Consider the following 22,405-nt stretch of genomic DNA (forward strand, 5'->3'; position numbering starts at 1 on the left):
CCAGCCCAGGTGGTACCATCTAAGGGATGGAACGGGTGACGGTGGTGGGCGGAGGCTTGGCGGGAAGCGAGGCCGCCTGGACCCTGGCGCGGCTTGGGGTTCCCGTGCGCCTTTATGAGATGCGCCCCAAGCGCATGACCCCGGCCCACGCCACAGAAAGGCTGGCGGAGATCGTCTGTTCTAACTCGTTGGGGGGCGAAGGGCCTGCGAACGCCAAGGGGCTACTGCAGGCGGAGATGCGCCGGGCGGGAAGCCTGGTCATGGAGGCAGCCACTAGGGCCCGGGTGCCTGCGGGAGGGGCCTTGGCCGTGGACCGGGAGGAGTTTAGCCAGTACATCACGGAGAGGCTTTCCCGGCATCCCTTGGTGGAGGTGGTGCGGGAGGAGGTGGCGGAGGTTCCTGAGGGCCTCGCCATCCTGGCCACGGGGCCTCTTACCTCCGACGCCCTCTCCGAGGCTATACGGCACCGGTTTGGCGACCACTTCCTGAGCTACTTTGATGCGGCAAGCCCCATCGTCCTGTACGAGAGCATTGACCTGGAAACATGCTTCCGGGCCGGGCGCTACGGCCAGGAGGCGGACTACCTCAACTGCCCCCTGACCGAGGAGGAGTACCGGCGGTTCTACCAGGCCCTCCTCGAGGCGGAGGAGCACACCCCCCACGAGTGGGAGAAGCGGGAGTTCTTTGAGGCCTGCGTGCCCGTGGAGGAGCTGGCCCGAAGGGGCTACCAAACCCTCCTCTTTGGCCCCATGAAGCCCGTGGGGCTCAAGGACCCAAGGACCGGCAAGGAACCCTTCGCCGTGGTGCAGCTTCGCCAGGAGGACAAGGCGGGGCGGATGTGGAGCCTGGTGGGGTTCCAGACCGGTCTTAAGTGGCCCGAGCAAAAGCGGCTCATCCAGATGATCCCGGGCCTGGAAAACGCCGAGATCGTGCGCTACGGGGTGATGCACCGGAATACCTACCTAAACGCTCCCCTCCTACTCCAGGAGACCCTGGAGTTTAAGGAGCAGGAAGGGCTTTTCGCCGCGGGGGTGCTGGCCGGGGTGGAGGGCTACCTGGAAAGCGCCGCCACAGGATTCCTGGCAGGCCTGAACGCCGCCCGGCGCTACCGGGGGTTAAAACCCGTGGCCCCGCCGGAGGAAAGCATGCTGGGGGGATTGGTCCGCTTCCTGGCCACCGCCAACCCCAAGGGCTTCCAGCCCATGTACGCCAACTGGGGGCTGGTCCCTCCGGTGGAGGGAAGGATGGCCAAGAAGGAGAAGCGGGAAGCCATGTACCATAGGGGCCTTAGGGCCTTTGAGGAATGGGTGGCTTCCCTAGGGATGCTCGCCTCCACCTAGGCCCAGGGCCGTTAGCCCCTCCAGGGCCACCGCCTTCTCGTCCCAGGGCAGGGCCAGGGTACCCCTTTCCAGGGTGCGCTCGTGCCCCTTGCCGGCAAGGAGGACGGTATCCCCTTCCCGGGCCTCGGAAAGGGCGCGGAAGATGGCTTCCTTGCGGTCGGGGATGATCTCGTAAAGGCCCCCCTCCTCCCTGGCGGCCTTGGCCAGGGCCTCGAGGATGGCCTGGAGGTCCTCCGTGCGGTGGTCCTCCTCGGTGAAAAAGGTCTTGTCGGCAAGCCTCGCCGCCACCCGCCCGATATCCTCCCGCCTCCTCGGATCCCGTTCCCCGGCAGCCCCCACCACCAGAAGAAGCCTTCCCCGGGTGGTGGCCCGCAGGGTCTTTAGGGCCTCCTCCAGGCTCTTTCCCGTGTGGGCGAAGTCGATGACCACCCGGAAGGGCTTTTTCTGCACCACCTCCATCCGTCCCGGCACCCCCCTAAAGGTGGCGAGGCCCTGAAGCACCTTTTCCAGGGAAAGCCCATAGGCCAAGGCGGCGGCGCTGGCGGCCAGGGCGTTATCCAGGTTGTACCTCCCCAGCATGGGCAAAAAGGCTTCCCCCGAGCCCCAGGGGGTATGCAGGGTAAAGCGGAGGCCTTCCTCCCCTTCCCGCAAGCCCTCCCCCCACACCTCCCCACCCGGTCCGAAGAGAAGATGGGGCCTGGGAAGAAGGCGCTTCAGATGGGGCAGGCGGGTGTTTAAAACGGCAAGGTGAGAGCGCTCCACCAAAAGGGCCTTGGTGGCAAAGTAGGCCTCGGCGGTGCCGTGCAGGTCCAGGTGGTCGTCGGGGTAGAAGCTCACGAAGACCCCGATGCGGTAGGAAAGCCCCTCCACCCGCTTCAGGGCCAGGGCGTGGCTGGAAACCTCCAGCACCGCAGCTTCCAGCCCCCTTTCCACGGCTTCCCGCAAAAACCCGTACACCTCGGGGGCCTCGGGGGTGGTGAAATGGCCGAGGTTAGGGCGGGCCTCCTTTCCCAGGCGGAGGCCCACGGTGGAGAGGAGGGCGGCGGGTTTTTCGCCGGCTTGCAGGAGGTGGTGAAGGAGGCTTGCCGTGGTGCTCTTCCCCTTGGAACCGGTGATGCCCAAGAGGGCCAGTTTCCGGTCGGGTTCGCCGAAGAAATGGCGGGCCAGGTGGGCCAAGGCCTCCCGGGCGTCCCCCACCCGCAGGTAGGGCACGGGAAGGCTTAACTCCCTTTCCCCCACCACGGCGATGGCCCCCTTGGCCAGGGCTTCGGGGATAAAGTCGTGCCCGTCCAAGGGCTTGCGGTGGGGAAGGGGCACCCCGGGCACGGCCACGAAGACATAGCCGGGTTCCACCCGCCTCGAGTCCAGGGTGAGGCCTAAGACCCTAAGGGGCGGGGCCTTGAGGCCAAAGGGGGCGAAGAGTTCCTCGAGGGTCATGGCTGGATCCACAGGCGGAGGGCGGCAAGAAGGCTATCGCGGTCCTCCGCCTTTTCCACGAAGTCTATCCGGTCCGCCTCCACCACGTAGACGGGGGAGAGGTCCCAGGAGGCGATGAGTTGCTCGTAGAGGGCGTTGAGCCCGAGAAGGTAGCGGTCGGGGAGGTTTTGCTCAAAGGGCCTTCCCCGCTTTTTTATCCGCTCCCTTAAGGTGGGGAGGCTCGCCCGGAGGTAGATGAGAAGATCGGGCTTCCTAAGGGCTGGGGACACGCTCTGGAAGAGGTCCAGGTAGGTTCGCCAGTCCCGCTCCTTCAAGTGGCCTTCCCGGTAGAGGTTCTGGGCGAAGACCAGGGCGTCCTCATAGACCGTGCGGTCCTGCACCACGGCCCTCGCCCCGTTCACCTCCAGAAGGTGCTGGCGCACCCTTCTCGCCAGGAAGAAGACCTGGGAGTGGAAGGCGTAGGCCCCCATATCCCGGTAGAAGTCCTCCAGGTAGGGGTTTTCGCTCACCGCCTCGTACACCGGCTTCAGCCCGAAGGCCTCTGAGAGCAAAGCGGTGAGGGAGCTCTTGCCGCTACCGATGTTGCCGGCGATGGCCAGATACATGCTGGACCCTTCTTTAGGCGGTCCTGCCGTCCTGGGCCAGGTGGGTCTTCACCAGGGCCACCACCTGGTCCTGACCGGGGCCGGGTTGGCTATAGTCCAGCTGGTCCGCCTCGAGGACCAAAAGGGGATGGGCGTAGCGGGCAAAGTGGCGCTCGTAGGCTTCGGAGAGGGCCTCGAGGTAGGTGGGGTCCATCCCCTCCTCAAAGGGCCTGCCCCGTTTCCGGATGCGTTCCAATAGCACTGGCACCGGGGCCCTTAGGTAGACCGTGAGGTCGGGCGGGGGAAGCTTCAGGGAAAGCTCCCGGTAAAGGTCCAAGTAAAGGTCCCACTCGGGGCCCTCCAGGTTGAGGCTGGCGAAGATGGCGTCCTTGTCAAAGAGGTAGTCGGCCACCACCCCGCCAAAGAGGGGCCTTTCCCGAAGGCGGGAAAGCTGCCGGTAGCGGGAAAGGAGGAAGAAGACCTGGGTCTTGAAGGCGTAGCGCTTCCGGTCCTGGTAGAAAAGGGACAGGAAGGGATTTTCCTCCACCACCTCCAGAAGGGGCTCGGCCCCGAGCCTTTCCGCAAGGAGCCGGGCCAGGGTGGTTTTGCCCACGCCAATGGGTCCTTCTATGGCTACGTACACCCCTACCTCCGGAAGGTAGCCTAACGCCTGATAGGCCGGGCCACCATGGTCAAGGTGACCTCGAGCCTCCGTCCTTCCCGCCAAAGCATTAGCCGCACCCGGTCCCCAGGGCGGTAGCGGGCGATGAGGCGGACCACCTCCGCCTTGTCCTTGACCGCTTTGCCGTTCACCGCCAGAATCACATCCCCAAGGGCCAAAAGCCTCCCCTGGGCATCCCGCTGGGCTCCCCTTAGGCCGGCCCGGGCTGCGGGGCTTCCCGGGTCCACCCGGTCCACCATGGCCCCCTGGGTGGTGGTGAGGCCCACCGCCCTGAGGAGCACCGGCGGAAGTTCGTCCAGGCTAATCAGGCTGGCCCCCAGCCAGCCCCGCTGGGGGATGCCGAACCGCTCCAGGTCCTGGACGCTTTGGGCCACGAGATCCGCCGGGATGGCCACCCCGATTCCTCCCACCCCCGAGGGTCCTCCCACCACGTCCGCCACCACCCCCACCACCTCCCCTTGCAGGTTCAGAAGGGGGCTTCCCGAGTTGCCCACGGTGAGGGGTGCGTCGGTGAAGAGGTATTCCCCCACCTCGGCTCCCACGCTGGGGTCGGGGGAGGGAACCTCGAGGGGGCCTATGCCGGAGAGAATCCCGTAGGAGGCCAGGGGCCCCTGGCCGAAGGGAAACCCCACCAGCACCACCCCCATGCCCAGGGGAAGGCTGGTGCTGGGGGTCTTGCTGAAGGCCAGCACCCGAGGAGCCTGGAGGCCGCGTACCGTGAGAAGGGCGATATCGATCCCGGGGTCCACGGCGAAGCGCTCCGCAGGAAAGGTGCGCCCGTCCGCCAGGCGCACAGTGAGGTCGGCCAAGTCCTGGACCACGTGGTAGTTGGTGACCACCCGGAAGGGACTCACGAAGAACCCCGTGCCCACCACCTGGTTCTCCCCAGGGGCGGTTGGGGAGCCCTGGACCCGGACCACTGCGGGCAGGGCCCTTTGGATCACCTGGCTTCGGGCCACCTCCTCGGGGGAGACCAGGCGCTGGCCCAGGGCCAAGAGGGAAAGGAGGAGGGCAGCGAGGACGAGGCGCATGCCCTTACATTACCTCAGGGGCGGGGATACCCAGGAGGGAAAGCCCCGTCTTCAGGGTTTCTTGCAGGCTCCTCACCAGGCCAAGGCGGAGTTCCCTCAGGCCCGGGGGTGCCGTGAGCACCGGGGTGGCGGGCCTCCCGTCCTCCTTGGCGTTGTAGTAGGCGTTAAAGCTGGCGGAAAGGTCCAGCAGGTACTGGGCTAGGACATGGGGGGTTTTCTCCTCGGCAGCTTCCAGCACCGCCTCCTCAAAGTCCAGGAGGGCTAAGGCCAGTTCCCGCTCGTACGGGGTGGCCTGGGCAAGGTCTATCTCCCCCCATTCCCTGGCCTTGCGCAGGATGCTGTGGGCCCGGGCGTGGGCGTACTGGACGTAGGGGCCCGTATCCCCTTCAAAGGAAAGGGCCTCGGCGTAGCGGAAATCGATCTGTTTCCTGGGCTCGGTCTTCACCATGGCAAAGCGGATGGCCCCCAGGGCTACCATCCTGGCCGCCTCCTCCTTGGCGGGGTGGTCGGGGTTTTTCTCCTCTATCACGGCAAGGGCCCGCCTTTCCGCTTCCTCCAGGACCTCATCCACGCTCACCGCCAGGCCCTTGCGCCCGGACATCTGCTTACCTTCCAGCAGTACGGTTTCATAGGCCAGGTGGAAGGCGCCCTCCGCCAGCTCAGGGTGCCCCGCCAGGGCCAGAGCCGCCCGCACCAGGGCCTGGGGGTGGCTTTGGCGCACGTCGATGACGTTGATGGTTTCCCGGGCCCTGGGGGTGTAGGGTTCCCCCTGGGGGGCGCTGGTTCTCAGGGCCGGGTAGTAGGGGTTCTCGTAGGGCTGGAAGTACAACCCCTCCAAAAGGCCCATCTTCCAGAACTGGAAGGCGATGTCCTTGGCGTAGTAGGTGGCGGCTCCCCCGGAGCGCACCAGGACGAAGTAGGGGTCTTCCAGCCCGGGGATGAAGGGGCTTGCGTCCATGACCAAGGCCCCCGCGTACTTGCCCTCCGTGGGGCGGAAGACGTGGGGACTCTGCTCCAGGATCCTCAGGGCTTTTTCCAGAAGCCCCGCCCGAACGATGTCGGATTCCCAGACCAGAAGGTCGTAATGAGCGTTCAGGGCCTTCATGGTGGCCATCTGGGCCAGGAGGATGCGGTTGACGTCTTCCCTGAGTTCCCCCCGCTCCAGGGCGTGAAGGATTTCCTCTATGCCCCCCTGCAGGTTGGGGTACTCGGGATCCTGATGAAGGCGCACGTAGGCATTGCCGGCGAAGTGGTCGTACTTCTCCTTCCCGTCCCAGGTGAGGCCGTAGTGCCTTAGGGCGAAAAGGGTTTCCGCCGCCTGGCGGCCTGTGTCGTCAATGTAGTTCAGGACCAGGACCCTTCGCCCCGCATAGTCCAGGATGCGGGCCAGGCTGTCCCCGAGGGCGATATTCCGCAGGTGGCCCACGTGGAGCTCCTTGTTGGGGTTCACCGAGGTGTGCTCGATGAGCACCAGGCCTTCCCTCTTGGGAAAAGGCTCCTTGGGCCTCAGGGCCTCCTTGAGGAGATCCTTCGTGCGGATGCGAAAGTTCAAGTACCCCCCCACGGGGATGACTTCCTCCACGAAAGGGGGAAGGGCCAGGCGGGCCTTGAGCTCCTCGGCGATGGCCTGGGGGGGTTTCCTTAGCTCCTTGGCCAAGGCGAAGAGGGGAACCCCGTAGTCCCCGGGCTTGTCCTTGGGGGCCTTGGCCACCTTCAGGCGGAGGTCCAGGCCCATTTCCTTCAAGGCGTGGCGAATGGCTTCTTCCAGGGCGCGGCGCACCATCAGGGGGTTATCTTACCCCAGGGCCCCTTCCAAAGCGGCCTTCAGGGCCTCCGCCGCCTTGCGGTTCATGCCCGGCAGGCGGGCAAGCTCTTCCAAAGGTGCTTCCTTTAAGGCCTTAATCCCCCCGTAGCGCTCCAAAAGAAGGCGCCTTCTCGCCTCCCCGATGCCGGGGATGCCCTTTAGCACCTGGAAAAGTTCCTGGCTCCTTCGCTTTTGGTGGTAGCGGAGCCCGTTTTGGTGGGCCTCGTCCCGAAGGTGGATGAGGAGCTGGAGGGCCGGGTGGGTTAGGGGCAGGCGGATCTCCCGGCCCTCTTGGGTGATGAGGACCTCCTCCTTCTTGGCCAAACCCACCAGGGGAAGGCTCAGGCCGGCCCTTTCCAAAGCCCGGGCTGCTGCCCGCACCTGGCCTAAGCCCCCGTCAATAAGGAGGAGGTCGGGGAGGGGAAGATCCTTGAGGCTTCCCGTGAAGCGCCGGTATACCCCTTCCTCCATGGCGGCGTAGTCGTCGTTTCCCGACCCCAGGCGCATCCTGCGGTACTCCGCCCTCTTGGGCCTACCCCCCTCCAGGACGGCCATGGAAAAGACCCGGGCCTCCCCCTGGAGGTGGCTTACGTCGTACCCCTCGAGGCGATAGGGCCTTTGGGATAGCCCCAGGATCTCCTGGAGGGCCTTTAGGGCGGGGTGGTCCCCCCGCCTTTCCAGTTGCTTGAGCTCGGTTTCCAGGGCCAGGCGGGCGTTCTTCTCCGCCAGCTCGAGAAGCCTTACCTTCTCCCCCTTTTTGGGCACCCTTAGCTCCACCCTCCGCCCGGCGCGGCGGTGAAGCAGGGCTGCTAGGCTTTCCAGGTCCTCCAGGGGGAAGGGCAGCAGGATCAGGGGGGGTAGGGGGGAAGCCTCCAGGTAGTAGTCCCGCAGGAAGGCCCAGAGGATTTCCTCAGGGCTCGCTTCCTCCTTTTCCACCACCCGGTTGATGCGTCCCAGGATCCGTCCTGAGCGCACCTGGTACAGTTGCACCACTGCCAAAGGCCCTGCCTGGGCCAAGCCCAGGAAGTCCAGGTCCCCCATCTCCGGGTCAAAGGCTTGCTGGGCGGTGGAGAAGAAGGCCCTTAGGGCCTCCATTTGATCCCGGATTTCCGCTGCCCGCTCAAACTCTAACCTCTGTGCGGCTTCCCGCATCTTGGCTTCCAGCTCCCTTAGGAGCCCATCCACCTTTCCCTCCAGCACCGCCTCCACCTGCCGCACCACCTCCTGGTAGGCCTTGGGGTCGGCAAGGCCCACGCACGGGGCCAGGCAGCGGCCCATGCTGTAGTTGAGGCAGGGGTGGCGGCGCCTTTTCATGGGGTAGCCCGAGTTCTTGCGCAAGGGGAAGATGCGGTCAATCAGGGTCTTGATGCGGCGGAGGGCCCCCGCCTCGGGGAAGGGCCCGTAGTACTTGGCCCCGTCCTCCTCCACCCGCCGCACCACCAAAAGGGTAGGGAAGGGCTCCTTGGTGAGCTTGAGGAAAGGATAGTGCTTGTCGTCCTTGAGGAGGACGTTGTAGGGGGGGCGGTGGGCCTTGATGAGGTTGGCCTCGAGGAGAAGGGCCTCCACCTCGTCCCGGGTGGCGATGAAGTCCAGGCCTGTGGCCTCCTCGGCGATGCGCCTGGCCTTGCCCTCGGCGTGGAAGTAGCTCCGCACCCGGGCCCTCAGGCTTTTGGCCTTGCCCACATAGAGGACCTCTTCCCCTTGCTTCCACAGGTAAACCCCGGGGGCCTCGGGAAGGGGAGGAAGCTCGGAAGGCCGCACGATCCCCATTGTAGAGTTCCCCTATGGAGCCCGTCATGGTGGACGCCCACCTGGATTTGGCCTACAACGCCCGGATCCTGGAGCGGGACCTCTCCCTACCCCTGGACCGCCTTAGGGAGGTGGACCCCCATCCCGAAACCCCCTTGGTGACCCTGGAAAGCCTTAGGGAGGCCCGGGTGGCGGTGGCCTTCGCCACCTTGTTCGTGGATCCCAGGGAAGGGGGGCAGGCCGACTGGCAGGATGAGGTGTATGCCCAGCTAGCCCTCTACGAGGCCTGGGAGGCCAAGGGCTGGGTGAGGATCCTCCGCCACGGAAGGGATCTGGAGGCGCACCTCGCCCGTCACCGGGAGGACCGGATCCTGGGCCTGGTGCTCCTCCTGGAAGGCGCCCATGCCCTCGCCTCCCCTGAGGAGTTGGCTCCGTTGCGGCAAAGGGGCCTCAGGATGCTTTCCCTCACCTGGGCCACCCGGAATGCCTACGCAGGGGGCAACGCCGAGGAGGCTCCCCTGACCGACTTGGGAAAAGCCCTTTTGCGGGAAATGGAGGGCCTGGGAATGGCCCTGGATCTCTCCCACCTAGCGGAGGAAGCCGCCTTCCAGGCCCTGGAGGTCTTCTCGGGCCCGGTGTGCGCCACCCACGCCAACGCCCGGGCCCTGGTGCCCTCCCCCCGCCACCTTTCCGACCGGCTCATGGAGGCCCTAAGGAAGCGGGAAGGGGTCTTGGGCCTGGTGCCCTTTAACGCCTTTTTGGACCCGGGCTGGAAGCGGGGGGATCCCAGGCTTCCCCTGGAGGCTTTTCTCCGCCACAAGGTCCATGCGGAAGCCCTCCTGGGCCCCAAGAGGGTGGGCCTGGGCACGGACTGGGACGGGGGGTTTGGCCTCGAGGCGGTTCCTTTGGGTCTGGACCGCCACCGGGACCTCAGGGCCTTGGGGGACGAGGACTTCCTGGGGAGGAACTGGCTTCGGTGGTTACGTTCTTGGTTCTAGGGGCACCACCGCCAGGGTGCAACGGCTTGCCGCCACCAGCTTTCCCTCCTCGTCGTAGACCTTTACCTCCCACACCTGGGTGCTCCGCCCCACGTGGAGGGGCCGGCCTATGGCCCGGAGGGTCCCCGCCTGTTTCTTGCGGATGTGGTTGCAGTTGATCTCCAGGCCGAAGGCGGCATGCCCTGGCGGGCAGTTGAGGAATCCCCCCACGCTGGCCACGCTTTCCGCCAGGGCCACGGTGGCCCCGCCGTGGAGGAAGCCGAAGGGTTGGTGCACCCTGGGGGTTACCTCCAGCTCGGCTACCACCTCCTCCTTTTCCAGCTTCAGGTAGCGCACCCCCAAGGTGGCATCCAGGGTTTCCCGCTGGGGAATGGTTTTTCCTTCCATGCCTTGGAGTATAAAGGGGGCGTGGGCGAGATACGGCTTTTTCCTGGGCTTCTTTCCCCCCCGGCGGGGCTGGAGTTTTTCCTGGACCTCCCCTCGGAGGAGGGGCTTCACCTGATCGCCTTTGCGGAAGGGGCCCTTGCTGCCTTGAAGGTGGGCTTTCAGGAGGGGGCAAGAAGCCTGGTGCTCCTTTCCCCCATCCTGCGGCGGGATGCCCTTCTTTCCGCCAAGCTGGCCGCCCTCCGCTTTGGTTTGGAGGTGGGAGGGATGGAGGGGTTTGCCCGGGTGGGCCGGGCTCTTTTCTTTGGCCCCCGTGCGGCGGGAAGCGAGGAGATCTTCGCCGTCTGGAGGGAAGGGCTTTCGGAGAAAGGGGTGCAGGCCTGGCTGGCCCTTATGGAAGGGCTTTCCGATGAACGCCGCTGGCTTAGGGGCACGGAGGCCCGGATCCTGGTGGTCCAGGGGGCCTGGGATGCCTTTACCCCGCCTTTTTACGGCAGGGAGGTGGCGGACTTCGCCAAGGGGGAGGCCTTGCGCTTTACCCTGGAGGAGGCGGGTCACCTGGTGCCCTGGGAGGCTAGGGAGGAGGTGGTGGACCTGGTGGCGGATTTTCTCCTGGGGGAAGCTTTCCGTCCCTTGCCCGGAGGCCTTGCCCTATGAGGCGAACCGGGTACCTTCACCTCTATGGGCTCAACCTGGTTTTTGACCGGGTGGGAAGGGGGCCTGGGGTGGTTCTCCTGGCGGAGGAGGCAAGGGCTTGGCCCGAGGATCTTCCGGAAGGGTATACCTTCTATCTTTTGGACCTCCCCGGCTACGGGCGCACGGGTGGGCCTTCCATGGCCCCGGAGGAGCTGGCCGAGTACGTGGTGGGCTTTTTGGTCATGCTCAACCTGGGCTCGCCCCCCATCCTGGTCCGGGGAATAGGGGAGGCGGTGGGTGAGGTGCTTAGGGATAGGGGGTATCGGGTGTTTTCTGGAGATGCCTTAGATGAGGGCTTGAAAAGGGCCGTGAACATGGATTAACATGCCCATGGGAGGTGTTGTATGCGGAGGATTCTGGGTGTTTTGGCGGTGGTATTGGGCTTAGGCTTGGCGCAGTTTTCCGTGGAGAACTTAAAGCCCTCCTTGGCGGTGGTGGGGGGTAGCCAGGGCTTTGGCCTCGAGGCCTCCTGGAACTGCCAGCTCTTCCAGCCCCCGGTGGGGGAGGTGCGGCCAGCCCTGGACCTCGCCTATAACGTGAACGGCAACTGGAACGGATCCTTCCTCTTCCGCTACCTCTACCCTGTGGCCGAGGGTCTAAAGGCCGGGGTGGGGCTTGGCGTGGTCATTCCGGGCTTCCAGTTTGCAAATACCGCCCTCTACTTCCGGGCCGATGCGGAGTATGACCTGGCGGCCAGCCTGGGGACGCCCCTTTTCCTGGGCGGGGACCTGGGCCTCGCCGGGGGTAAGTTTGCCGGGCAGCTGAAGGTGGGCTACCGCTTCTAACGGCTACCCAGGGCTGGGGGAGGGTTTAGCCCTCCCCCAGGGCTTCTTCCTCTTCCGGGGCATCCACCTCCACCTTCATCACCTCCCTTAGGAGGCTGGTGGCGTAGCTGCCCTTGGGCAGGAAGAAGGTTAGCCAAAGCCCTTCTGGGGTTTCCTCCAGGGTCCACTCCGTAAGGGGGATGCGGATGGGCCTCCGTGCCCCCCGGCGGGCGCGGAACTCCTCCCGCTTCAGGTCATAGCGGGCCAGGATCTTGTCCTCCAGGGCCCTGGCCTCCCCCTGAGCCTCCGGGTACTTCTTGCCGAAGAGGGGCCCGGTGGCGCTGATTTCGAGCTTTAAAGCCCTTTCCGCCTCCTCCTCTCGCTCCACCAGAAACTCCCCCCCGGTGGCGTGCTTCTTGGCCCAGTCCCCGGGGATGACCCGGTCGTAAAGCCCCCTTTCCATCCTTAGGGCCACCCAGTCGTTGAAGAGAAGGCTTTGCAGGCTTCCAATCAGGAAACGCTTAAGCCAGGGATTTCCCCTTCCCTTACCCTTCTTCACCAGCTCATAGCCCTTGACCGGGTTCTGCCCCCCGAGGCCAAAGCGCTGGGGGCCGTAGTAGTTGGGAATGCCCTTGGCCTCGAGGGTCTTCAGGATGGCCCGGGCCTGTTCCACGTGGTGGGCCCCGCGAATGAGAATGCGGAAGCGGTTTCCCTTGAGGTGGCCCGTGCGCAGCTTGTTGGTGTGCAGGTTGGCTTCCAGAAGCCGGGTTCCCTTAAGGTTTTCCAGCAAGCAGAGGGCATCCTCGTGTTTGCGGGGGATGGAGAACCACTGGCGGGTTTGAGCGCGCTTGTCCTTCAGCCCCGCCACCCCGATCTCCTTTTCCGGGACCCCCACCTCGTCCCGCAGGAACTCCACCACCTGGCGGGTGGTGAGGCCTTCCTTCTCCAGGAGGAAGTAGAGGTGTTCCCCTTCCCCGCTGGGCAGGTAGGCGGGCACCTCCTCCACCTGGAAATCCTGGGGGAGAAGGCGGATAACCCCCCCCACGCCGGGAAGGTCCTGGGTGAGGTAAGGGTAACGCCCGGGGCGATAGACCAGGTCCATCCCTTTATTTTGCCTTAGAGAAGGGCCTTTAGCCAAGACTCCAGGACCCCGAAGCCGTACTGGAAGAAGGCCTCGGAGGCCAGGTCCACCCCGGCTTGGGCCAGGATCTCCTTGGGGCTTTGGCTTTCCCCCGCCTCGAGGATCCCCAGGTACTTGGGCACGAAGGCCTTTCCCTCCTCCTGGTACTTGCCGTAGAGGGCCAGCACCACCAGATACCCGAGGGCGTAGCTGTAGGTGTAGAAGCGGTAATGGACGAAGTGGGGAATGCCGGCCCAGGCCGCTTGGTCCAGCTCCGTCCACTCCACGGCATCCCCGTAAAGCCTTCCCTGCTCCTCCTGCCAGATCCCGTGGAAGGCCTCGGGGGAAAGGGCGGCTTCCCGGCGGGCCTCGAGGCTCCTTCGCTCAAAGAAGGTGTACATGACCTGGCGGAAGAGGGTGTTAATGGCGTCCTCCACCCTTTCGGCCAGGAGGAGGGTGCGTTCCTCCGGGGAAAGCCTTTCCAAGAGGAGGTCGTCCAGGAGGATCTCCGCAAAGACGCTGGCGGTTTCCGCCAGGGGGGTGGAGGCCCCGAAGTTCAGGAGGCGCTGCTTCCTGGCCAGGTAGAAGTGCACCCCGTGCCCAAGCTCGTGGGCCAGGGTGTGGGCGGCGTCCAGGTCGTCGGTGTGGTTGAGGAGGACGTAGGGGTGGGTGGAGGGAAGCCCGCCAGAACAGAAGGCCCCACCCCGCTTCCCGGGCCTCGGGTACACATCTATCCAGCGCTTCTCAAAGAACTCCCGGGCGATTCTCTCCACCACCGGGGAGAAGTTGCCGAAGGCGGTGAGGACCAGATCCTTGGCTTCCTCAAAGGGGATCTTGGGCTTCTTGCCCAAAGGGGCCAGGAGGTCTTGGCTTGGCACCTTCTCTTGGCCCAGGCGCCGGGCCTTCCAGCGGTAGTAGGCCTCCACCAGGGGGTAGTGGGCCCGGGTGGCCTCGAGGAGGGCCTCGATGTCCTTTACCTCCACCTCGTCCCGGAGGGCCACGGGCTCCAGGGGATGGCGGTAACCCCGTAGGCGAAGGTCCTGGAGGTAGTCCAGGAACACCGCATTGAACACCGCGCTTAGGGTGGGGGCTTCGGCCATGAGCTTCCCGTATAGCTCCCGGTGCGCTTCCCGCCGCACCTTGGGGTCGGGGTCCCGCCTCAGGGCCCGCACCTCCATCTCGGTAAGCTCCCTTTCCCCCACCCGGAAGCGGAAGCGGCCGGTGTATTCCGTGTAAAACTGGCTCCAGGCGCTTCTTCCCACCAGGCCCTTGAGGTTTAGAAGCTCCTCCTCCCGCTCGGAAAGGGTGTGGGGGGCGAAGGCCCTCTGCCCTTGCAGGAAGTGGCGGAGATCGGCAAGGCCGGGGTGCTCCAGGAGGGCCTGGAAGGCCTCCTCGGGAAGCTTGCGCAGGGCCACCTCGAGGGGTACCAGGCGGTTTCGCACCTCGGTGTAGCGGTTCCTTACCCGGTCCAGAAGGGCCTTGGCCACGGGGTCCTGGGTGCGGGTGGCGAAGTAAAGGGAAGCGTAGTTCAAGGGCTTATAGGCTTTCTCCAGGGCTTCCTCGTAGCGCCGGAAAAGGCCTTCCGCCCGGCTGGGATGGAGGAGGTCCTTGGGGTCCAGGCTGCTGGCGAGGTTCAGAGCCTCGGCCAAGTCCCTTTCGAGGTTTGGGTCCTCAGGGCTAAGGTACAGGTCGGAAAGGTCCCACTCCATGCCGCTCACTATACCCCGTGTATCCTTAGGGGCGTGGCCGCGTTGGTGGTCTACAAGGGTAGGCCTGCTTTGGCGGTGGAAAAGGGGGACCGTCTGGAACTCACCCTGCCCGATGGGGCTCGGGTAAGGGTACGTCCCAAGGATGTCCTCTGGCTTCACCCCGGGCCCGCTTCCCTGGAGTTGAACCCGCCCGAGGGCGAGGAGGAGGCTGCCTGGGAGCTTCTTCAGGGCCAGGTGGTGGATCTCAAGGACTTGGCCGAGCTGGTCTACGGGTCGTACACGCCCGAGACCGCTTACGGAGCCTATCTTCTGGCGCAAAGGGGGGAGCGCTTCCTCCTGGAGGGGGAAAGGGTCCGGGCCCGCACCCGGGAGGAAGTGGAGGCCCTCCTCGAGGCCAGGAGAAAGCGGGAGGAACAGGAGCGGCGCTTCCAGGAGGGGGTAAGGCGGCTTAGAGAAGGGGTGCCCGCCCCCGAGGACCGCCCCTTAATCCAGGAGGTGGAGGCCATGGCCCTGGGAGAAAGAAGGGAAAGCCGGGTGCTCAGAGCCCTGGGCCTTCCCGAAACTCCTGAGGCCGCCCACGGCCTTCTCCTGCGCCTCGGGGTGTGGCAGCGGCAAAACCCCCATCCCAGGCGGCTTGGGCTTATCCTCGTTCCTCCTGAGCTTCGCCTACCTGCCCTTCCCCAGGAAAAGCGGGTGGACCTGACCCACCTCCCCGCCTACGCCATCGACGACGAGGAAAGCCAGGACCCGGACGACGCCGTCTACGCCGAAAGGGTACCCGAGGGTTTCCAGCTTTGGGTGCACGTGGCGGATGTGGCGGCCTTGGTGGAGCCTTTTAGCCCCTTGGACCAGGAGGCCATGCGCCGGGGGGCCAACCTGTACCTGCCCGAGGGGACGGTACCCATGCTGCCCCAGGAGGCCACCTGGGTTCTGGGCTTGGGCCTGAAGGAGGTGTCCCCGGCCCTGACTTTTCGCCTCAAGGTTTCCGGGGAAGGGGAGATCCTGGAGGAGGAGATTGTCCCAAGCTGGGTAAGGGTGAGGAGGCTCAGCTACCGGGAGGCCCTGGGGGTGGAGGAGCTTGCCCCTTTGCGGGACCTGGCCTTGGCCTTCCGGCGGAAGCGCCTGGCCCAAGGGGGGCTGGACCTCCGCCTACCCGAGGTGAAGGTGCGCTTGGAGGGCCAGGAGGTAAGGATCCGTCCCCTCGAGGCCTACGAAAGCCGCATCTGGGTCCAGGAGGCCATGCATCTCGCGGGTTATGCCGCCGCCCACCTGGCCCTCAGGGAGGGACTGCCCTTCCCCTTCGCCACCCAGGAGGCACCCAGTAGGCGGGTGGAGGGGGAGGGCCTGAGCGCCATGTGGGAACAGCGCAAGGCCCTGAAGAGGGCCCAGCTCAAGGCCGTGCCCGCTCCCCACAGGGGCCTGGGCCTTCCCCTTTACGCCCAGGTGACGAGCCCTTTAAGGCGCTACCTGGACCTGGTGGCCCACCAGCAACTGAGGGCCTGGCTAAAAGGGGAAAAGCCCCTTTCCCAGGAGGAGGTTTTGCAGAGGGTGGGGGCGGCGGAGTCCATGGCCGATTTGGTGCGGGAGGCGGAGAGGAAGAGCAAGCTCCACTGGATCCTGGTCTACCTGATGGAGAAGGGGTACGAGGGAAGGGGAATCCTGGTGGAGAAAAGGGGAGGGCAGGGGATTTTCCTCCTGCCGGAGCTGGGCCTGACTGCCCAGGTGGCCCTCAGCAAACCCCTACCCCTGGATGCTGAGGTCCGCCTCCGCTTTCTGGAGGCGGACCTCCCTCGCCTCGAGGCCCGCTTCACCCTCCTTTAATCCATGTGCTCAATCAGGGCCCGGCCGAACTCGCTGGTCCTAAGGAGGGTGGCGGGCTTACCCTCTGCCTGGAGGAGGCGGTGGAAGTCGTAGGTAACGAGCCCCTTGGCAATGGTGCGCTCCATGGCCTGGAGGATGAGGTCTGCTGCCTCGTTCCAGCCCATGTAGCGGAGCATCATCTCCCCCGAGAGGATGACGCTGGAGGGGTTCACCTTGTCCTGGCCCGCATACTTGGGCGCGGTTCCGTGGGTGGCCTCAAAGACCGCATGCCCCGTTTGGTAGTTGATGTTGGCCCCTGGGGCAATGCCGATTCCACCCACCTGGGCGGCCAGGGCATCGGAGATGTAGTCCCCGTTGAGGTTCAAGGTGGCGATCACCGAGTACTCGTCGGGGCGAAGGAGGATCTGTTGCAGGAAGTTGTCGGCGATCATGTCCTTGATGACGATCTCCCGGCCGGTGCGGGGGTTTTTCAGCACGTGCCAGGGGCCACCATCCAGGGGCGTGGCCCCGTACTTCTCCCGGGCCAGGGCGTAGCCCCATTCCCGGAAGGCTCCTTCCGTGAACTTCATGATGTTGCCCTTGTGCACCAGGGTGACGCTGGGCAGGTCCTCCTTGAGGGCGTAGTCAATGGCCGCGGCCACCAGGCGCTCCGTGCCCTCCTTGGAGACGGGCTTGATCCCGATTCCCGAGGTCTCCGGGAAGCGGATCTTGGCGTAGGCCTTGGGGAACTCCCGCTTGAGGAAGTCCAGGACCTTTTGCACCTCCTCGCTGCCTGCAGGCCACTCAATCCCGGCATAGATGTCCTCGGTGTTCTCCCGGAAGATGACCATGTTGACCAGCTCGGGGTGCTTCACCGGGCTGGGTACCCCTTTGAACCAGCGCACGGGGCGCACGCAGGCGTAAAGGTCCAGCTCCTGCCTTAGGGCCACGTTGATGGAGCGGATGCCCCCGCCCACCGGGGTGGTCAGGGGCCCTTTGATGGCCACCAGGTACTCCCGGATGAACTCCAGGGTTTCCTCGGGAAGCCAGACGGGCTCCCCATAAACCTGGTTAGCCTTTTCCCCGGCGTAGATCTCCGCCCAGGCGATTTTGCGCTTTCCCCCGTAGGCCTTTTCTACGGCGGCATCTAAGACGGGCCTGGCGGCTCTCCAGATGTCCGGCCCCGTCCCATCCCCTTCGATGAAGCCGATGATGGGCTGGTCCGGGACCTGGAGAACCCCGTTTTGGATGGTGATCCTTTCGCCTTCCTCGGGGATACGGATGTGTTTGTAGCCCATGGCTACCCTCCGGGCCATAGCATACCCTCTCTTTGGGGGAAGGGTGTCCTAGACTGGGAGCATGCCGGATGCCCTGGTGGTGGGGGCGGGGATCGTGGGGGCGGCCTGCGCCTACCGTTTGGCCGAAGCCGGGCTAAAGGTGGTGGTCCTGGAAAAGGAGGCCACCTTTGCCCAGGGCTCCACGGGAAAGAGCGCCGCCGGGGTGCGGGTGCAGTTCTCCGAGCCCTTAAACATCCTTCTTTCCTACCACTCCATCCTGGAGTACCAAAGGATTCCGGAGGCCAGCTACCGGCCCATCGGCTACCTCTTCCTGGTGCCGGAGGCCATGAGGGAAGCCCAGGAGGAAGCCTTGGCTACCCAGCGGGCTTTGGGGGTGCCTGTGGAGAAGCTTTCCCTAAAGAAGGCCCAATCCCACGTGCCCTTCCGGGAGGAGGGCCTGGCCTACGCCACCTTCGGTCCCATGGATGGGGTCATAGACCCTCATGGGGTTACCGCCCACTACCTCAGGGAGGCCAGGCGGCTTGGGGCCAGGGTGCGCTTTTCCGAACCCTTGATCTCAGCTCGTAGGGAAAAAGGTGTCTGGCGGGCCAAAACCCCTAAGGGGGAGGTGGCGGCTTCCTTTCTCCTCCTTTGCACCGGAGCCTGGACGGGGGAGGTGGGGAAAAGGCTTGGCCTGGAGATTCCCATCCGGCCCGTGCGCCGCATGGTCTTCGCCACGGCCCCCGCTCCCTTTCCCCATGCCTTTCCCCTCACCATAGACCTGGCCATGGGCTTCTACCTGCGTTCGGAGGGGGCGAGGGTGCTCATGGGCCGGTCCAACCCGGATGAGCCCCCGGGTTTCTCCGAGGGTATGGACTGGAGATGGCTGGCTCCGACCCTCGAGGCGGGCCTTTCCCGCTTTCCCTTCCTGGAAGGGCTTGCCCTGGACCGAAGGGCCAGCTGGTGGGGCTACTACGAGATGACCCCGGATGCCAACCCCATCCTGGGTTTTGTGGAGGAGGGGCTTCTGGTGGCGGCGGGTTTTTCCGGCCACGGGGTCCAGCAGGCGGCCATGGTGGGGAGGCTTATGGCGGAGGAAGTGGTCCACGGGAAGGCGAGGAGCCTGGATATAACCCCGTTCCGCTTGGATCGCTTCCGGGAAGGGCGTTTCCTGAAGGAGAAGGGGATCGTGTAGACTGGGGGTGTCCTGCAAGGTCGCCTACGGGCCCACCGGGACGGAAGATTGGACCTTTTCGCCGAAGAAATCCTCCCCGACTTCATGGATCACATCGGCTTTGAACCTTGACCGCTTGGGGGCCCTCCCCTAAGATGGGGATTGCCTGGTGCGCCCATGGCGGCGTAGCTCAGGTGGTCAGAGCACACGACTCATAATCGTGGTGTCGTGGGTTCGAGTCCCACCGCCGCCACCAGCATCGGGATGCGAGGCTTAACCCCCCGGTAACGTGGCCGGGGGGTGTGGCCTTTTGGGGGGCTCGAGGCTGAGGAATCCAGGGACCGAGGTTGGCCTTGAGGGCCTCGAGGTTGCTACACTGGAAACCACGGGGCCCGGGATCCCCCCGGCCGCCCCAGGAGGTTTATGCGCGCCCACATCATTACCTTCGGATGCCAGATGAACGAGTACGACTCCCACCTGGTGGCCAGCGAGCTGGTGAGCCTGGGTTGGGAGTTGGTGGATTCGGTGGAGGAGGCGGACTTCGTCCTGGTGAACACCTGTGCGGTCCGCGGGAAGCCCGTGGAGAAGGTGCGCTCCCTTCTAGGCCAGCTTCGGAAGGAGAAGGATAGGCGAGGGCTCCTCATCGGGCTCATGGGCTGCCTGGCCCAGCTGGACGAGGGTCAGCAGATGGCCCGGAAGTTTGGGGTGGATGTTCTCCTGGGCCCCGGGGCCCTCACCTCCTTGCCCGAGGCCTTGAAGGGTAACCAGCGCTTCTGGGACCTCACCTTCAAGGACGATCTTTTGGACTACATCCCCCCACCTCCCAGGGGAGCGCTTTCCGCCCACGTGACCATCATCCGGGGGTGCAACCACCACTGCACCTACTGCATCGTCCCCACCACCCGGGGCCCTGAGGTTTCCCGCCACCCGGACCTGATCCTGAAGGAGATCGAAACCCTGAAGAAGGCCGGGGTGGTGGAGGTGACCCTCCTCGGGCAGAACGTGAATTCCTACGGCAAGGACCAGCCGGGCTTCCCCTCCTTCGCCGAACTCCTGAGGATGGTGGGGCAGATGGGCATCCCCAGGGTGCGCTTCCTCACCAGCCACCCGGTGAACTTCACCGACGACATCATCGAGGCCATTGCCGAAACCCCTGCCATCACCCGTTACATCCACCTGCCGGTGCAGTCTGGCTCGGACCGGGTGCTTAGGCGCATGGCCCGGGAGTACCGGCGGGCGCAGTACCTGGAAAGAATCGGGAGGATCCGCGAGATTCTGCCGGATGCCGTGCTTTCCACGGACATCATCGTGGGCTTCCCCGGGGAGACGGAGGAGGACTTCCAAGAAACCCTCTCCCTCTACGACGAGGTGGGCTACGACCAGGCCTACATGTTCATCTACTCTCCTCGGCCCGGTACCCCCGCCTACAAGCACTTCCAGGACCTGCCCCGCGAGGTGAAGGTGGAAAGGCTCCAGCGTCTCATTGAAAAGCAGAAGGAGTGGAGCTACCGCCGCAACCTGGAGTGGGTGGGGAAGACCGTGGAGGTTTTGGTGCGTGGGGTGGCCAAGGAGGAAGGGTACGTGCAGGGGCACGACCGCGGGAACCATCCGGTGCTGGTTCCCGCCCACCAGGCTCCCACCCCGGGGCTCTACCAGGTGGAGATCAAGCAGGCCACCCCGCACCTGCTCTTTGGGGAGGTGGTGGGGGCCAGGGAGCCTGCGCCCATCCCCTTGCCCGTGGCCTGAGGAGGTGGCATGCGCCAGCGCTTCCTCCCCTTTAGCGGGGCCTTGGCCCTTTTCCTTCTCGTTTATGCGGCCTCCCGCTTCGCCCTTTGGGGGCTTGTCCTGGCAGCCTTTCTTGCCTATCTTCTGTATCTGGGCCTACTCCGCTGGCAGGGAAGGCTTTTGGCCAAGGGGCCTTCGCGGGTAGCCTTGGAGCGCCTGGCCATGAGGGAAGCCTGGCGGAAGGGGGGGTTCTTGAGTCCGAAGGATCTTGGAGCTTTCCTCCCCCAGGACGAAGCAGAACGCCTCCTAGAGGGCCTGGCGGCCAGGGGTTTGTGCCGGAGGGAGGGGGAGGGCTTTCGCTTCTGACCCCCCGCAGGGGATGAGGAAGGTGGAGGAAGCCGAGGCGGTAGTCCTGGGAGCCGGGGTGGCGGGGCTTACCGCCGCCTGGCTTCTCAAGGAAAGGGGCCTGAGGGTGCGGGTGGTGGCCCAGGGCCTGGGGGGGGCAAGCCGGGTGCCTGTGGCTCTGGTGAACCCTTTGCGGGGGAAGCGCTTTACCCTGGCGAGAAAGGGAGAGGAGGCCCTCGAGGCGGCCCTTCGCTTTTACAGCCGCTTCGTGCCCCTGCACCTGGGCGTCTATCGCCCGGTGCCGGAAGGGGAGAGGGAGAAGGTGGCCTCTCGGCTTGGCGGGCTGAAGCACACCTGGGACCAAGGGGGTGTCTTGCTGGAAGAAGCTTTCTGGCTGGAGCCCAGGCCCCTTTTGCAGAAGCTCTCGGAGGGGGTTGGCGTTCTCAGGTCCCGGGTTCTGGCCTGGGAGCCTCCCTACCTCTTCCTGGAAGGAGGAGGGCGGATAAGGGGGGAGGTGTTGGTCTACGCAGGAGGTGGGCAGGGAGCCCATCTTTTGGGCCTGGAGGGGCGGCACATCCCGGGGCTGGTCCTCCTCCTGCTGGATTACTTCCCCCGGGCCATCAGCTACCGGGTCTACCTGGCGGGAAGCGCCCTAGGGGGAAGCTACCTCCCCCATCGTTCTGATCCGGAGGCTCCCCCTCCCACGGAAGGGGAGGTGGAATGGCTTCTAAGGGGTGCGGAAGACCTTCTGGGCTACCGCCCTTCGGTGGCCTCCGCATGGCGGGGAGTGCGCTTCCGGCTGGACCCCTCTCTTCCGCCTGGGGGTGTGGACCTTTCCTACCTGTTTCCCGTGGAAGGTGGCTTTGCCCTTACGGGCTTTGGCTCCACGGGTTTTCTCTACGCCCCCTGGCTGGGGGAAAGGCTTCTTGAGGTCTTAGAATGGTAGGCCGTGTACTCGGGGGCGGTGATCGCCGGGGGGCTTTCCCGCAGGTTTGGGGAGGATAAGGCCCTTTACCCCTATCGGGGAAAGCCCCTGATCCAGTGGGTTTTGGATAGCCTAAAGGAGGCGGGGGAGCGGTTCATCGTGACCAACAGGCCCTATCCTGGCTTTGGCGTGCCCGTGTATCCCGACCTGCTCCCGGGGGCGGATAGCCTTTCCGGCCTGCACTCCGCCCTCTTTCACGCCCGCTACCCCTGGGTGGCGGTGGCGGCCACGGACCTGCCCTTTCTGAGGCCGGAATACTGGGCCTTTCTTTATGAGCACGCCCTGGCCTCCCCTTACCCGGTGGTGGTGGCCTACAACCCGGAAGGCCACCTCGAGCCCCTCATGGCCTTCTACCACCAGGACTGCCTTCCCCAGGTGGAGTTGCAGATCCGGGAAGGGGATTTCCTCCTGAGGCGGGTGATGGAGGTGTTGGGGGCCACCTATATCCCAGCGGAGGAGGTGGTGGTGCGCTTCGGCGCCCAGGTCTTCCTGAACGCCAACCGCAAGGAGGAGCTTCCGTGACGACTCCCCGGACTAAAGTCCGGGGCTTCCCAGGGTGTTTCCCTGCGGGAAAGCACGCGGGATTGCTCCCGAAGGCCCCGTCCGGGCCCAGAAAGACCTTGACTCCGTATCGGCAGGCGAGCGCAATGCTTCTGGCTCTGCCACGGGTGTTCGTTTGGAGTTTTACCCATCGGACTACCCGATGGAACCCCCTACTCCAAGTTTCAAGGTCCACGGGGAACTTTGCCCCCAAGAACATTGTACCAAATCCGTGCCCACCTGTGGTGGACGTGGGGGAGC

The 22,405-nt window shown here is 65.1% G+C and carries 21 protein-coding genes and 1 tRNA gene; 12 read left to right on the forward strand and 10 right to left on the reverse strand.

Translation table 11 applies throughout. The annotated features are described in order from the left end of the window. Window positions 1-26: 26 nt before the first annotated feature. Complete coding sequence (gene trmFO / locus F604_RS0107345) at window positions 27-1,340, forward strand: methylenetetrahydrofolate--tRNA-(uracil(54)-C(5))-methyltransferase (FADH(2)-oxidizing) TrmFO (protein ID WP_019551084.1); 1,314 nt, start codon at window positions 27-29, stop codon at window positions 1,338-1,340. Here trmFO and F604_RS0107350 read toward each other — a convergent pair. Genes F604_RS0107350 through uvrC form a run of 6 tightly spaced genes read right to left on the reverse strand, consistent with a single transcriptional unit; the run spans window position 1,317 to window position 8,648 of the window. Then, complete coding sequence (locus F604_RS0107350; RefSeq protein ID WP_019551085.1) at window positions 1,317-2,777, reverse strand: Mur ligase family protein; 1,461 nt, start codon at window positions 2,775-2,777, stop codon at window positions 1,317-1,319. The genes trmFO and F604_RS0107350 overlap by 24 nt on opposite strands. Continuing rightward, a complete protein-coding gene (locus F604_RS0107355) occupies window positions 2,774-3,382 on the reverse strand; it encodes a deoxynucleoside kinase (protein ID WP_015717747.1) in 609 nt (202 codons plus the stop codon). The genes F604_RS0107350 and F604_RS0107355 overlap by 4 nt, the downstream gene beginning before the upstream one ends. 13 nt (window positions 3,383-3,395) lie before the next feature. Beyond that, window positions 3,396-4,004 carry a deoxynucleoside kinase gene (locus F604_RS0107360; RefSeq protein ID WP_019551086.1) on the reverse strand — a complete coding sequence of 203 codons (609 nt, stop codon included), beginning with the start codon at window positions 4,002-4,004 and terminating at the stop codon, window positions 3,396-3,398. Between the two features lie 20 nt (window positions 4,005-4,024). Then, window positions 4,025-5,074: a S1C family serine protease gene (locus F604_RS0107365; RefSeq protein ID WP_019551087.1), complete on the reverse strand. Its 1,050-nt coding sequence runs from the start codon at window positions 5,072-5,074 to the stop codon at window positions 4,025-4,027. 4 nt (window positions 5,075-5,078) lie between these two features. After that, window positions 5,079-6,857: an arginine--tRNA ligase gene (locus F604_RS0107370; RefSeq protein ID WP_019551088.1), complete on the reverse strand. Its 1,779-nt coding sequence runs from the start codon at window positions 6,855-6,857 to the stop codon at window positions 5,079-5,081. Between the two features lie 12 nt (window positions 6,858-6,869). Then, the gene (gene uvrC / locus F604_RS0107375; protein WP_019551089.1) at window positions 6,870-8,648 is read right to left on the reverse strand and encodes an excinuclease ABC subunit UvrC; all 1,779 of its coding nucleotides are present in this window, start codon (window positions 8,646-8,648) and stop codon (window positions 6,870-6,872) included. A 14-nt stretch (window positions 8,649-8,662) separates the two neighbouring features. Between uvrC and F604_RS0107380 the strand changes: the two genes are divergently transcribed. Continuing rightward, window positions 8,663-9,625 (forward strand): dipeptidase, encoded by a 963-nt coding sequence (locus tag F604_RS0107380; RefSeq protein WP_019551090.1) that lies wholly within the window; start codon window positions 8,663-8,665, stop codon window positions 9,623-9,625. On the opposite strand, the gene F604_RS0107385 is transcribed toward F604_RS0107380, so the two are convergent. Next, window positions 9,608-10,012, reverse strand: coding sequence for a PaaI family thioesterase (locus tag F604_RS0107385; protein ID WP_019551091.1), 405 nt, complete (start codon window positions 10,010-10,012; stop codon window positions 9,608-9,610). The two genes, F604_RS0107380 and F604_RS0107385, sit on opposite strands and share 18 nt — an antisense overlap. A 21-nt stretch (window positions 10,013-10,033) precedes the next feature. Here F604_RS0107385 and F604_RS0107390 point away from each other — a divergent pair, with 21 nt between their 5' ends. The 3 genes from F604_RS0107390 to F604_RS0107400 are packed head-to-tail and all read left to right on the forward strand — an operon-like array spanning window position 10,034 to window position 11,490. Continuing rightward, window positions 10,034-10,666 (forward strand): alpha/beta fold hydrolase, encoded by a 633-nt coding sequence (locus F604_RS0107390; RefSeq protein WP_019551092.1) that lies wholly within the window; start codon window positions 10,034-10,036, stop codon window positions 10,664-10,666. Next, the gene (locus F604_RS0107395; RefSeq protein ID WP_019551093.1) at window positions 10,663-11,028 is read left to right on the forward strand and encodes an alpha/beta fold hydrolase; all 366 of its coding nucleotides are present in this window, start codon (window positions 10,663-10,665) and stop codon (window positions 11,026-11,028) included. The genes F604_RS0107390 and F604_RS0107395 overlap by 4 nt, the downstream gene beginning before the upstream one ends. A gap of 21 nt (window positions 11,029-11,049) precedes the next feature. Beyond that, on the forward strand, window positions 11,050-11,490 hold the full coding sequence (locus F604_RS0107400; RefSeq protein WP_019551094.1) for a hypothetical protein: 441 nt from the start codon (window positions 11,050-11,052) through the stop codon (window positions 11,488-11,490). 25 nt (window positions 11,491-11,515) lie between these two features. On the opposite strand, the gene truD is transcribed toward F604_RS0107400, so the two are convergent. Together truD and F604_RS0107410 are read right to left on the reverse strand one after the other, a co-directional pair. Beyond that, a complete protein-coding gene (gene truD, locus F604_RS0107405) occupies window positions 11,516-12,571 on the reverse strand; it encodes a tRNA pseudouridine(13) synthase TruD (RefSeq protein ID WP_019551095.1) in 1,056 nt (351 codons plus the stop codon). A gap of 14 nt (window positions 12,572-12,585) precedes the next feature. Further along, on the reverse strand, window positions 12,586-14,298 hold the full coding sequence (locus tag F604_RS0107410) for a M3 family oligoendopeptidase (protein WP_026329051.1): 1,713 nt from the start codon (window positions 14,296-14,298) through the stop codon (window positions 12,586-12,588). A gap of 33 nt (window positions 14,299-14,331) precedes the next feature. On the opposite strand from F604_RS0107410, the gene F604_RS0107415 reads away from it, so the two are divergent. Further along, entirely contained in the window at window positions 14,332-16,119 is a 1,788-nt protein-coding gene (locus F604_RS0107415) for an RNB domain-containing ribonuclease (protein WP_019551097.1), read from the forward strand. Here F604_RS0107415 and icd read toward each other — a convergent pair. Continuing rightward, complete coding sequence (gene icd / locus F604_RS0107420) at window positions 16,116-17,396, reverse strand: NADP-dependent isocitrate dehydrogenase (protein WP_026329052.1); 1,281 nt, start codon at window positions 17,394-17,396, stop codon at window positions 16,116-16,118. The two genes, F604_RS0107415 and icd, sit on opposite strands and share 4 nt — an antisense overlap. Window positions 17,397-17,457: 61 nt before the next feature. Between icd and F604_RS0107425 the strand changes: the two genes are divergently transcribed. The 6 genes from F604_RS0107425 to F604_RS0107450 all read left to right on the forward strand — a co-directional run bounded on the left by F604_RS0107425 (window position 17,458) and on the right by F604_RS0107450 (window position 22,126). Further along, a complete protein-coding gene (locus F604_RS0107425) occupies window positions 17,458-18,570 on the forward strand; it encodes an NAD(P)/FAD-dependent oxidoreductase (protein ID WP_019551099.1) in 1,113 nt (370 codons plus the stop codon). Window positions 18,571-18,728: 158 nt separating this feature from the next. Further along, a tRNA-Met gene (locus F604_RS0107430) sits at window positions 18,729-18,805 on the forward strand. Between the two features lie 167 nt (window positions 18,806-18,972). Further along, window positions 18,973-20,295, forward strand: coding sequence for a tRNA (N6-isopentenyl adenosine(37)-C2)-methylthiotransferase MiaB (gene miaB, locus F604_RS0107435; protein ID WP_019551100.1), 1,323 nt, complete (start codon window positions 18,973-18,975; stop codon window positions 20,293-20,295). Between the two features lie 9 nt (window positions 20,296-20,304). After that, a complete protein-coding gene (locus F604_RS0107440; RefSeq protein ID WP_019551101.1) occupies window positions 20,305-20,640 on the forward strand; it encodes a hypothetical protein in 336 nt (111 codons plus the stop codon). Between the two features lie 13 nt (window positions 20,641-20,653). Continuing rightward, window positions 20,654-21,565, forward strand: coding sequence for an NAD(P)/FAD-dependent oxidoreductase (locus F604_RS0107445; protein WP_019551102.1), 912 nt, complete (start codon window positions 20,654-20,656; stop codon window positions 21,563-21,565). A 3-nt stretch (window positions 21,566-21,568) separates the two neighbouring features. Further along, window positions 21,569-22,126, forward strand: a complete 558-nt coding sequence (locus tag F604_RS0107450; RefSeq protein WP_019551103.1) for a molybdenum cofactor guanylyltransferase — start codon at window positions 21,569-21,571, stop codon at window positions 22,124-22,126. Window positions 22,127-22,405 lie beyond the last annotated feature (279 nt).

Source organism: Thermus scotoductus DSM 8553, assembly GCF_000381045.1.
GTDB lineage: Bacteria > Deinococcota > Deinococci > Deinococcales > Thermaceae > Thermus > Thermus scotoductus.